8 protein-coding genes are annotated in these 12953 nt (G+C 37.0%); 7 read left to right on the top strand and 1 reads right to left on the bottom strand.

The window, feature by feature from the left end; all coding sequences use genetic code 11:
• The first annotated feature begins 177 nt into the window (after nucleotides 1-177).
• The 5 genes from ACRD7B_RS12710 to gyrB all read left to right on the top strand — a co-directional run bounded on the left by ACRD7B_RS12710 (nucleotide 178) and on the right by gyrB (nucleotide 9468).
• A complete protein-coding gene (locus tag ACRD7B_RS12710) occupies nucleotides 178-1377 on the top strand; it encodes a pyridoxal phosphate-dependent aminotransferase (RefSeq protein WP_430824946.1) in 1200 nt (399 codons plus the stop codon).
• 66 nt (nucleotides 1378-1443) lie between these two features.
• Complete coding sequence (locus ACRD7B_RS12705; RefSeq protein WP_430824945.1) at nucleotides 1444-2175, top strand: cell division ATP-binding protein FtsE; 732 nt, start codon at nucleotides 1444-1446, stop codon at nucleotides 2173-2175.
• Nucleotides 2176-2449: 274 nt separating this feature from the next.
• Nucleotides 2450-5500, top strand: a complete 3051-nt coding sequence (locus ACRD7B_RS12700) for a tetratricopeptide repeat protein (protein WP_430824944.1) — start codon at nucleotides 2450-2452, stop codon at nucleotides 5498-5500.
• 57 nt (nucleotides 5501-5557) lie between these two features.
• On the top strand, nucleotides 5558-7318 hold the full coding sequence (locus ACRD7B_RS12695) for a TonB-dependent receptor (RefSeq protein WP_430824943.1): 1761 nt from the start codon (nucleotides 5558-5560) through the stop codon (nucleotides 7316-7318).
• 185 nt (nucleotides 7319-7503) lie between these two features.
• The gene (gyrB, locus tag ACRD7B_RS12690) at nucleotides 7504-9468 is read left to right on the top strand and encodes a DNA topoisomerase (ATP-hydrolyzing) subunit B (protein ID WP_430824942.1); all 1965 of its coding nucleotides are present in this window, start codon (nucleotides 7504-7506) and stop codon (nucleotides 9466-9468) included.
• A gap of 49 nt (nucleotides 9469-9517) precedes the next feature.
• On the opposite strand, the gene dapF is transcribed toward gyrB, so the two are convergent.
• Nucleotides 9518-10300: a diaminopimelate epimerase gene (gene dapF, locus ACRD7B_RS12685; protein ID WP_430824941.1), complete on the bottom strand. Its 783-nt coding sequence runs from the start codon at nucleotides 10298-10300 to the stop codon at nucleotides 9518-9520.
• A gap of 219 nt (nucleotides 10301-10519) precedes the next feature.
• On the opposite strand from dapF, the gene ACRD7B_RS12680 reads away from it, so the two are divergent.
• Together ACRD7B_RS12680 and ACRD7B_RS12675 are read left to right on the top strand one after the other, a co-directional pair.
• Nucleotides 10520-11986 carry a Do family serine endopeptidase gene (locus tag ACRD7B_RS12680; protein ID WP_430824940.1) on the top strand — a complete coding sequence of 489 codons (1467 nt, stop codon included), beginning with the start codon at nucleotides 10520-10522 and terminating at the stop codon, nucleotides 11984-11986.
• 83 nt (nucleotides 11987-12069) lie between these two features.
• Entirely contained in the window at nucleotides 12070-12930 is an 861-nt protein-coding gene (locus tag ACRD7B_RS12675; protein WP_430824939.1) for a sigma-70 family RNA polymerase sigma factor, read from the top strand.
• Nucleotides 12931-12953 lie beyond the last annotated feature (23 nt).

Below are 12953 nucleotides of genomic sequence, written 5' to 3'. Positions count from 1 at the left end.
TTAAAAAAAATTACAATTACTATATACTTGTTTCTTGTTTGCTTATGATTTTTAACTAATTTTGCACCTATAATAATTGCAAGATAAAAAAATGTTTTGGTTTAAAATGACAATTGGCTGATTCCAGAATCAGCTTTGTTATTTATAGGTGTTTAACTTTTTGGGTGATTGAAGAATATGGAAAAAGGACTAATTTCAGATAGAATTAATAATTTGTCGGAATCACAGACAATTTTGATGAATCAGAAAAGTAAGGAGCTACAGGATAATGGTGTAGATGTTGTGAATTTAACCCTTGGCGAACCTGATTTTAATACACCAAAGCATATTAAGGAAGCAGCTATTCAGGCTATTAACGATAATGTAACTACATATCCGCCGGTTGCTGGTTTTCCTCAACTAAAAAAGGTTATTTGCGAAAAGCTGAAAAAAGACAATAATCTGGTATATGAACCACAGCAAATTGTGGTTTCAAATGGCGCCAAGCATAGTTTAGCAAATGTTTTGCAGTGCGTAATAAATAAGGGCGACGAAGTTATTGTTCCTGCACCTTTTTGGGTTAGTTATCTTGAATTAGTAAAGTTAGCAGAAGGTGTACCGGTTGTAGTGAATGCTGGTGTGAAAAATGATTTTAAAATTACACCAGAGCAACTCGAAAGTGCAATTACTCCCAATACGAAAGCGGTGATGTTTAATTCGCCTTCTAATCCTACCGGAAGTGTTTATTCTGAGAAGGAGGTTGAAGCTTTATGTGTAGTTTTAGAAAAGTATCCAAAGGTGTTAATCCTTTCGGATGAAATATACGAGAAGATTCGTTTTTCGGGCAGACATACTAGTTTTGCTGAAAATGCTGCGTTAAAGGATAGAACGATAATAATAAATGGTGTGTCTAAGGCATATGCTATGACAGGCTGGAGGATTGGCTACATTGCTGCTCCTTTAGCAATTGCTAAAGCAACAAGTAAACTACAAGGACAATATACGTCTGGTGCATGTTCTATAGCTCAGATGGCTGCTTTAAGTGCACTTAAGGAAAGTCAGGATTGTGTTGAGGAAATGACCGCAGCGTTCCATAAACGTAGAGATCTTGTATTAGATTTAGTAAAGGATATTCCTGGTTTCGAAGTATCAGTTCCGGATGGAGCATTTTACATTTTTCCGGATATATCACACTATTTTGGTAAGTCGATAGATGATATAAAAATAAATTCATCCAGTGATTTATGTTTGTATTTACTATCTAAGGCACATGTTGCATCTGTTCCTGGAAGCGCATTTGGCGATGATAATTGCATTCGTTTGTCGTATGCCACTAGCGAAGAACAGCTGATTAAAGCGTTTGATCGCATAAAAGTAGCACTTGCAAAATTAAGCTAGAGCATATTGCTTTTTGATTGATTCAAAAAAGTTGTTTCTTTGAGGTAAAAATAAGCTAGAAGCGGCATGACTAAACTTTCGGAAAAGAAAACGAATAAAGAAGGAAATATCGTTGAATTCAGCAATGTTTGTATTCGGCAACAAGAGCATTTAATTCTTCAGGATGTTAATTTCCAGATAAAGCCAGGCGAATTTGTTTATCTAATCGGGAAAGTTGGTAGTGGTAAATCTAGTTTATTGAAAACCATGTATAATGAATTGCCTTTGAAAGAAGGGTATGGATTTGTGGCTGGTTATCCTTTGAAGGGAATGAAAAATAAATTGGTGCCCACACTTCGAAGAAAGATGGGTATTATTTTTCAAGATTTCCAATTGCTTTCTGATCGTACTGTTTACAACAATCTTTTATTCGTTTTAAAAGCCACTGGCTGGAAAAATAGCAAGGAGATTGACAAGCGCATACGCGAGGTATTGTCGCATGTTGATATGGTGCATAAGGGCTATAAGATGCCGCATCAATTATCAGGAGGTGAGCAACAACGTATCGGAATTGCACGATCGCTACTTAATGAGCCTGAGTTAATATTGGCAGATGAGCCAACAGGGAACCTCGACCCAGATACTTCTGACGAGTTAATGGTTCTGCTAAAACGTATTTGTGAGGAGGGGAAAACGGTTGTTATGGCTACTCATAATTACAATCTTTTGAAAAAATTTCCTGGACGTACAATAAGATGTGAGGATACTCGCCTGGTTGAATCAAAGCAGGAAGAGATTGATTTTGACCTACTCGATTAATTAATTTCTACATAGTTATTAACAACTTAAAGTTCAATATTTATCGAATAATATGGTGGCTTATTGTTACGAGCTATAGCTTTGCTTGATTCTTTTTGTAGATTTCCTGTATTTATTTTTTACAAATTTCTTACCTGTTGAAAAATACTGTGCTTGTGGATTCTTACACTGCATCACTTTTTTTATCTTTAGCCATTAATGCCAAGGTTATAGACTAAAGCCATTGGTGTTTCGTTATATATGAAAGAAATTTATTTATATAAGGCCCAACTTCATGATTAGAAATATTGCTTTGCTTCTATTGCTTGGTTTTATGCATCCAACCATTGCTCAGAAATCATATCGTTATGATTCGGATGAAAATGAATATGAGAAAGCTGTTGAACTTTATGAGCTTGGAAAGTATGGTTTAGCGCGAATTCAGTTTAAGAACTATGTTGATGCTCATGGAAAGGAAGTATCGGCACGTGTTACCGAAGCGGCATACATGCAAAGGGTATGTGCTCAAAAGTTGAGTAATGAAGATGCTCAATATTTGTGGGAAGAGTACATTCAGAATTACCCCTCGAGTAATCGTTTGCCATATGCCAATATGAATATTGGTGATATTTATTCAGCTAAGAACAAATATCGTCAGGCATCGCGTTGGTATGAAAAGGTGAATGCAAATGGTTTAGATAAGGTAACCAAAGTGGATTATCATTTTGCTGCGGGATATTCTCTTTTTATGCAGAAAAAGTATGATGAGGCGCTTATTCAATTTAACCACCTTAAAGGAAAGGATAATAAATACAATTCATCTGTACTTTATTATTATAGCCACATTCAATATGAAAAGGCCAATTACCAGACAGCATTGGATGGTTTTACAAAACTTGAAAATGATAAGGGTTTTAAAAAGGTCGTACCATTTTATATTGCTCAGATATATTACTTACAGAAGGCCTACGATAATGCCATAAAGTATGCTTTGCCATTGGTTAAAGATGGAACAAAGGAGCGTCAGGCTGATATGAATCGAATAGTGGCAGATTCGTATTATGGTAAAAAAGAATACAAACAGAGTATTGTCTACTATGAGAAGGCTATTGAATTATCCTCCGAACCACGTCGTGAAGATTTTTACCACTTAGGTTTTGCCTATTATTTTATTAGTAATTTTGAGAAAGCAACCGAGGGCTTGTCGCAAGTAACATCAGCAGAGGATATAATGGCTCAAAATGCTTATTATCACTTAGGCGATTGTTATTTGAAATTGAATGATAAAAAAAGAGCAAGGGTAGCCTTCGAAGCTGCATCAAAATATGAGTTTGATAAAGATATCCAAGAGGATGCCTTATTTAATTACATCAAGTTAAACTACGAATTGTCTTTTTCTCCCTTTAATGAGATTATTAATTCGTTCATGACTTACATCGAATTATTTCCAGAGAGTGATAAGATTGATCAGGCCTATGAGTACTTAGGTAAAGCTTTTCTAACAACCAAGAATTATCGTGAGGCTTTGGCTTCAATGGAAAAAATTCAACGTAAAACTGGTGACGTTTATAGGGCGATGCAACGTGTGGCATACTATCGTGGTTTGGAGTTGTTTACCGACCTAAATTTTGTGGAGGCCATAGAGTTTTTTAATTATAGCCTGAAATATGCTGAGTATGATAAAGATTTAAAAGTTGGCGCCTACTATTGGCGAGGTGAGTCCTATTATAGAACGGGTGATTATCAAAAGGCCATTGTTGATTTTAGAGAGTTCATTTACATGCCCGGATCGTATAAGATGGAGGAGTTTGCAGTAGCGCACTACAACATAGCTTATGCTTATTTCAAGCAAAAAGAATATGGTGAGTCGCAGGGGTGGTTTCGAAAGTATGTTAATCTTTCTGAAGGGAAAGATCGAGTACTGTATGGTGATGCTTTGAATCGTACTGGTGATTGTTACTACGTGAATCGCGAGTTTGATGCAGCAATTAACTATTACAATCGTGGGGCTTCAGTTCCTGAAGGATCACCAGACTATGCACTCTTTCAAAAAGGGTTTTGTCATGGCTTGGAGAAGGATTATAATAACAAAATTACTGTTCTGAAATCTTTGTTGACGCGTTATCCAAAATCACCTTATGTGGATGATGCCTTGTATGAGCTAGGTCGCTCGTATGTGGCTACCAATAATTTAAAGGAAGCGATATATAATTATAAGCTCATTAAGGAAAAATATCCAAAGGGTAGTTATTCGAAAAAGGCCATGCTGCAACTTGGTTTGGTTTATTACAATACCAATGAATTAGATAACTCATTAGCTTTTTATAAGCGTGTTGTGAACGAGTATCCGGGAACACAAGAAGCTGAGAATGCTCTGTTGGGTATTCGCAATATTTATCTTGATAGGAATAATTTGGATGGATATGTGCGCTATACAGAGCAAGTTGGCGGTTTTGCGCGATTAGATAATCGTGAGCAGGATTCTTTGACATTCGTGGCAGCCGAACGGTTTTATATGAAGAATGACTGTGAGCATGCAGTTAAACATTTTAAAAGCTATTTGGCTACCTATCCTGATGGTAAGTTTGTGCTGAATGCACACTTTTATAAAGCCGATTGTCAGTATCGTAATACGGAGTATACGGATGCTTTAGCTTCATATGAGTATGTGGCCAATCGCGAAAGAAGTTTGTTTACCGAAGAGGCTTTAATTCGCATGGGAGAATTGCACTTTCAGCAAGGAGCCTATAGGCAAGCATATAATGCATTTGTTCGTTTGGAGCAGGAGGCTGAAATTGCCGAAAACCGCCTGGAAGCGAAAATTGGAGTTATGCGAAGTCTGACAAAAATGAATCAGCCTGAAGAGTGTATTAGCGCCGCTTCTAAATTGTTAAATGCACCTAAAATTGCTGATGAAATTAAACGAGAGGCCATTTATAATACAGCATTAAGTTATCGTGAGTTAGGCAATTCCGAAAAAGCTTTAGAGTTTTTTGCCCAGATAGCCAGTAATACAAAAAGTGTTGAGGGAGCTGAAGCTAAATATTACATAGCTCAGTATAAATATGACTTAAACGATGTTGAAGCTTCTGAAAAAGAAGTTTTTGATTACATCGATAAAGGAACGCCTCATCAATATTGGCTGGCACGTAGTTTTATTTTATTAGCACAAATTTATCAAGATAGAGGGGAGAGTTTTCAGGCCATACAATATCTTGAAAGTATAAACGAGAATTATACTGGAGATGATGATATTTCGTCAAGAGTACACGCTTTAATGAAGGAATGGAAAAAGGTGCCTGAAATGAAAGAGCACGCAGACACTGTTAATGTTGCTAATAATTAATACACTATTATGCTTGCAATCTTCAAGGCGGCGATTTTAATGATAAAAATTAACAAAATGATTTTAAAATATTCTTTCTCGATAATAGTTCTTGTTTTAGTAAGTGTCAATTCTATTTTTTCACAAGAGAAGATTAATCAGGATGTACGTGTTGTGCGAGAATATACACCTACTGTTTCTGATGCTTATAAGGTGAATCAAATGCCAAAGGTGACAGATTCGATTACGATGCGACCTAAGTTTAATTACCGTATTCTGAGTACTTCGGTTAGTACCAATTATGAGCCCAGTCTGATATCGCCAGCAAAGATACAAGCGAAAAGAAAGCAGCTTTTAATGAAGTCGTTTGTTAAAGGTGGTGTTGGTAATTACGGTACCTTTTTGGGTGAAATTGGCTATAATATATTAGAGTCAGAACCATTTTTATTGGGATTAAATATTGGTCATACATCTTCATTCGGAGAGCTGAAATTAGAGAATGATGAAACTGTAAAGGCACCATTTAATGATACATGGGCTAATGTTGGTTTTAAACATTTTTTCAATGATCTTACCTTGAGTGTTGATTTGGACTTCAACCATAATATGTATCGTTATTACGGCTTACAAACATTAGATATGGAGCAGGACTATACGGTACCAGGTTATCTTACGCCATTAAGCGGCTCGCAATTAGCACATGATGATAAGCAGCGTTTATCTTCTTTTGATATGAGCGTTGGATTGAAAAATAATGTAATTGATAATCGAAAAACGGCGTACGATGCAAGTATAGGATTTAATGCTTTTAGTAATTTGACTGGCGTTTCTCAAAAGGGATTTGTAATTGAAGGTGAACTCAGTCATCCTTTAAATAATATGTTTGTTAATGTGGATGCTAAGGTTGAATCGTATCGCACAAGTGTGCCTGATTCAATTGGGCCTATGTTTCATTTTACAAATAGAAATATCACATTGATTCAGGCTACACCTTCGGTGAGCTTTGATTTTGATAATGCGCGTTTGAAAGTCGGTTTATTCATGGCTGGTATTATTGATTCGGAAGGAGATGAGTTTGTGGTAGCACCTGATATTATGGGTGATTTAACGGTGGTTGAAGGAATTGTTTCTCTGTATGCCGGTTTAAATGGTAGGGTTAATCTGAACGACTATCGTAGTATTATGTATGAAAATCCTTTTGTTTCCCCTGATTACAATGTGAGTGCTTCTAAATATGGCTTAAATATTTTAGCTGGTATAAAAGGTAATTTCAGTTCGTCCACTTCATTCTCTGCGGGCGTAGAATATAGTTTCTTCAATAACGAACATTTCTATCTAAATAAACCTTACGTGCAAGGCGGTAACCCTGGAAGCAGTGCTTTTACTGGTGTAAATTATACTAATGTTTTTATGCCTGTGTATGATGATGGAACTTTGTTAAAGGTTGAAGGAGAGTTGTTGTTTCGACCGAAAGAGAGCATTGAGTTATTGTTGAATGGTGCTTATTATGGTTGGAGTTTGGATACACAAGAAGAGGCATGGCATAAGCCAGAGGTTAAATTTGGTTTGGATGGACGATGGGAGTTATTTGAGGATCTTGTTTTGAGTGGAGGCATTGAATATTATGGCGAACGAAAAGTGTTAGATTTCGCTCCGACAACTGAAATGAAGACATTGTCATCAATTATTGATGTGCATATTGGTGGCCAATATTACTTTAGTAAACAGTGGTCGTTTTGGGCTAATATCAATAATTTAGCAGCATCTAAATACTATAAATGGAACGGATATCCTATGCAAGGATTAAATGCTAAAGCGGGTATTTTATTTTCATTTTAAGGCCTATAGCTCTGCTTTCGTTTTGTGAGTTATAATAATTGATTTTGTTGTTGATAACAGGATAAAAATAGTGCGTTTTTAACCTGTGTGAATGATGAATTTTACTATATTTGTAGGTCTTTGAAATTAAAGACAAATTTAACCGGTTCAGCCGGTTTTTTTACGCTTTTCAAAAGTATTTAAAGATGAGTGAAGAAGTAAACGAAAATGTAAATAAGCAAGGCGACTATAGCGCGAGTAGTATTACAGTTCTTGAAGGACTGGAAGCTGTGCGTAAGCGTCCTGCGATGTATATTGGTGATATAGGCGAGAAGGGTTTGCACCACTTGGTGTACGAGGTGGTTGATAATTCAATTGATGAGGCTCTTGCCGGACATTGTGATACTATTGGTGTTGAGATTCTTGAGGATAACTCCATTATGGTATTAGATAATGGTCGTGGTATCCCGGTTGATTTTCATGAAAAGGAAGGTAAGTCAGCTCTCGAGGTTGTAATGACTGTTTTGCATGCCGGTGGTAAGTTTGATAAAGATTCTTACAAGGTTTCTGGTGGTTTGCACGGTGTTGGTGTTTCTTGTGTGAATGCTCTTTCATCTATGCTTAAAGCCGAAGTACATAGAGGAGGAAGGCTTTATACTCAGGAATATTCTATTGGAAAACCAGTAACTGAAATTATTGAAGTTGGCGCAACGGAGTTGACTGGAACAAGAGTTACTTTTAAACCTGACGCTAACATTTTTAATGTTACTGAATATAAATATTCGATTCTTGCTAACCGATTACGTGAGTTGTCGTTCTTGAATAGTGGTATTAGAATTCAGTTAACCGATCGTCGTGAATTAGATGAGGAGGGAAATGCTAAAACTGAAGAGTTTTACTCTGAGAGAGGTTTGGAGGAGTTTGTTGAATTTATTGATGAGGCTAGAGAAAAACTTATTGATAATGCCATCCATATCACAACAGAGAAAAATGACATTCCGGTAGAGATTGCTATTTTATACAATACATCCTTCAGTGAGAATATCTATTCATACGTGAATAATATTAACACAATAGAAGGTGGTACTCACTTAACTGGATTCCGTAGAGGTTTAACGCGTACTTTAAAAACATTTGCTGAGAAATCAGGAATGTTGAGTAAACTTAAGTTTGATATTAGTGGTGATGATTTTCGTGAAGGCTTAACGGCTGTTATTTCGGTTAAAGTGCAGGAGCCTCAGTTTGAAGGACAGACTAAAACTAAGCTTGGTAATAGTGAAGTGAGTTTGTCAGTTGATCAGGCTGTAAGTAACATGCTGGCCAACTATTTGGAGGAAAATCCAAAGGATGCTAAAGATATTGTCAATAAGGTAATATTAGCTGCTCAGGCACGTCATGCTGCGCGTAAAGCACGTGAATTAGTTCAGCGTAAAAGTGTATTGAGTGGTGGAGGTTTGCCTGGTAAGTTGGCTGACTGTTCAGATAAAGATCCGGCGTCATGTGAAGTATTTCTTGTCGAGGGAGATTCGGCGGGTGGTACCGCTAAGCAAGGTCGTGATCGTAAGTTTCAGGCTATTCTTCCTTTGCGAGGTAAGATCTTAAACGTTGAAAAAGCTCTTCAACATAAGGTATTCGAAAATGAGGAGATAAAGAATATATTCACTGCCTTGGGTGTTACTATAGGTACCGAAGAGGATAGTAAGGCGCTTAATCTTACGAAACTAAGATATCATAAGGTGGTCATTATGTGTGATGCCGATGTGGATGGTAGTCACATTGCAACATTAATTATGACCTTCTTTTTCCGTTATATGAAACAGTTGATTGAAAATGGCTTTTTATATATCGCAACACCTCCTTTGTATTTAATTAAGAAAGGGAAAAATCAACAGTATTGCTGGAATGAAGATCAGCGCCTAAGGTTAATTGAAGAATGGGGTGGAGGTAAAGAAAGTTCTATGCACATTCAGCGTTACAAAGGTCTTGGAGAGATGAATGCTGAGCAGTTATGGTCAACTACTATGAATCCAGAGGATCGTACCTTGCGTCAGGTAACTATCGAAAGTGCTGCAGAATCTGACCGTGTATTTTCTATGTTGATGGGCGACGAAGTGCCGCCGCGTAGGCAGTTTATCGAAGAGAATGCTACTTATGCAAATATTGATGTATAGTAAAGTTTAAGTCCAATATATTTAAAAAGGACCCAAAGGGTCCTTTTTTTTATACCTTAATTTTGCCTTCGAAAACAAATGTCGCGGGGCCTTCAAGCCAGATGTTTTTGTAACTGTTGTTATCGTCGGTTTCAAACGAAACGCGTAATTCGCCGCCTAGCACTTTTATTTTGTAGTCGCTAACGGATTTGTTTTTTTCATATGCTGCAATCGCAGAGGCTACAACACCTGTGCCGCATGCGAGGGTTTCGTCTTCAACTCCTCTTTCGAAAGTTCGAACTTTGAGAGTGTCGTTTTTTATAAAACTAACAAAGTTAGCGTTAGTGCCATCTGGTTTAAATGTGTCAGAATGTCTTACCTTGATTCCTTTCTCTTTTACATTCAGGTTGTCAATATCGTCCGTAAACTCAACGTAATGAGGTGACCCTGTGTTTAAAAATGTATATTCTTTTTGTTTATCTATCGAGTTAACGTCGATCATTTTTATCGATACAATATTGTTACTGTAACTTGCTTCGTGTAATCCATCAATAGCCATGAAAGAAAAGTGTTCGGTGTTTTTAATAATGCCTTGATGTACCGCAAAAGCAGCTATGCATCGTCCACCATTTCCACACATAGATGCTTCATTTCCATCGCTGTTAAAGTAGCGCATGGTGAAATCATATTTGTCATGTTCTTCAAGAAGCATTAAGCCATCGCCGCCAACACCAAATCGGCGATCGCATAAAAAACGGACTAATTCTGTATTTGCACCGTTAAACGATTTATCTCGATTGTCAATAATCACAAAATCGTTTCCTGTCCCTTGATATTTATAAAAGTGAATCATTCTGTTTTTAATTAATGTTCGATACTGTCAGCTTGTCATTCGAATAAACAAAAGCTTTAGTATTGATGTTGATTAGGTACAAAAGTAATGGTGAAACATTTAAGATCATCAAAAAAATGATAAAAAAAGTTAAGTCACGTGCTTTCGTGACGAGAGGCATGGCATTTGATGAATAAGATTCACTATATTTCACATGTCTGATCTTAAATCTCGAAAATTATGAATGCAAAGAAATTCTTATTTACAATATTTATAGCAGTGATCAGTTCGATTTTAGCTGTTGTTATCTATTCAATTTTTTTTAGTGAGCCTAATCGAGTAGAAATTGTACAGGCTGATCCTGTTCCAATAAAGCAAGCTTCAATTCCTCAGGTAACAATGCAATTGCCTGATTTAACGCAAGCTGCTGAAAAGACGGTTCATGCAGTAGTGCATGTTAAAACGAAATCCAGAGGTAGGGAATACGACTCTAATAATCCATTCTATGAATTCTTTTTTGGGCCGGGTAGTGGTTATCAACAAGAGCCCTCTCCTGTGATGGGCGCAGGTTCTGGTGTTATTTTAACAAGCGATGGCTATATAGTAACAAATAACCATGTTATTAATGGTGCGATTGAGATTGAGGTAACGCTGAATGATAAGCGTACTTTTCCGGCAACATTGGTTGGAGCTGATCCAACTTCGGATATAGCTTTATTAAAAATTGAGGGCGATTCTTTTCCATTTATACCTTATGGCGATTCAGATCGTTTAAAGGTTGGAGAATGGGTCTTGGCCGTTGGTAATCCATTTAATTTAACATCTACAGTAACTGCTGGTATTGTTAGTGCAAAGGCCAGAAGTATTAATATCATCTCAAACAGGAACCAGAGTTATGGAATTGAGTCTTTTATTCAGACTGATGCTGCTGTAAACCCTGGTAATAGTGGAGGTGCTTTGGTGAATCAAAATGGTGAGTTAATTGGAATAAATACGGCCATTGCTTCTCGTACCGGATCATATTCGGGTTATTCGTTTGCTGTGCCGGTTTCCATTGCCAAAAAGGTTGTAGGTGATTTAATGGAGTATGGAACGGTTCAGCGTGGATTGCTTGGAGTAGGAATAAGAGAAGTAAGTCCTGAGTTAGCAAATGAACTGGATGTTGAAATTGATAAAATTGAAGGTGTATTTGTTCTTAGTTTGTCTGAGAATGGTGGGGCAGAAGAAGCTGGAATGCAAGTAGGAGATATCATTGTTAGTGTAAATGGGGAATTGGTTAATTCTGTTCCAGAGCTTCAAGAACAGGTAGGAAGACACCGTCCTGGAGAAATAGTTAATTTATTAGTGATTAGGGATGGCAGAAAGAAAACTTTTGACGTAACTTTACGTAACATACGAGGAACAACCAGTATTATAACATCAAATAGCAATGATCTAACACTTGGAGCTACTCTCAAGGAGCTGTCAGACAGCGATAAGCGTCGACTGGGATTGAGGAGTGGTGTGCAAGTAGTTGAATTGAACGAGGGTAGCCTCAAGGAAAGTGGTGTTAAAGAAGGTTATATTATTACCAAGGCTAATAGAATTGCCATAACATCTGTTGATGACTTTAAAAGGGTTGTTACAGAAGTAAAGGAAGGCCTATTTTTAACAGGAGTATATCCTAATGGTCGGGTAGTTTATTATGCGGTAAATCCTCAAGAGTAAATCTTTTCCAGCAACAATGCGTGCGAGAGCTTGGAAAAGCCATTAAAAAGTAGTACTTTCGCGCGGTAATTTTCACAAGGAATATGAGACAACTAAAGATAACAAAGTCAATTACTAACCGTGAGAGCGCGTCGCTTGATAAATATCTTCAAGAGATTGGTCGAGAAGAACTAATTTCTGTAGAAGAAGAAGTTGAGTTGGCACAGCGTATCAAAAAAGGTGACCAAATTGCTTTGGAAAAGCTTACTAGGGCCAACTTGCGATTTGTTGTGTCTGTGGCAAAACAATATCAGAATCAAGGATTAAGTTTACCCGATTTAATTAATGAGGGTAATTTGGGGTTGATTAAGGCAGCTGAGAAATTTGATGAAACACGTGGTTTTAAATTTATTTCGTATGCTGTTTGGTGGATTCGACAATCAATATTACAAGCTTTAGCTGAGCAGAGTCGTATTGTTCGTTTGCCATTGAATCAGGTTGGATCTTTGAATAAAATTAACAAGGCATATTCAAAGTTTGAGCAGGAAAATGAGCGTAAGCCATCACCTGAGGAGTTAGCAGATAAATTAGAATTGCCGGCAGATAAGGTTGCAGATACAATGCGTGTATCTGGTCGTCATATCTCTGTTGATGCACCATTTGTTGAAGGTGAGGATAATAGCCTATTAGATGTATTGGTCAATAGTGATTCTCCAAATGCTGATAAGGCGCTAATAAATGAATCTTTGGCGCGAGAAATTGAAAGAGCTTTAGCTACTTTGACTGAGCGTGAAAGTGACATTATTAAATTGTTCTTTGGAATTGGTTGTCAAGAAATGACTTTGGAAGAGATTGGTGAACGATTTGGTTTAACGCGTGAGCGTGTTCGCCAGATTAAAGAAAAAGCCATTCGTCGTTTACGTCATACCTCTCGTAGTAAATTATTGAAATCATACTTAGGTTAAGAGTATTCTTAACTTAATAGATA

It is taken from the genome of Carboxylicivirga fragile, assembly GCF_050589805.1.
In the GTDB taxonomy this organism is placed as follows: Bacteria; Bacteroidota; Bacteroidia; order Bacteroidales; family Marinilabiliaceae; genus Carboxylicivirga; species Carboxylicivirga fragile.
Note: the sequence above shows the minus strand (reverse complement) of the source record. Positions and strands in the feature narration are given on the sequence as shown.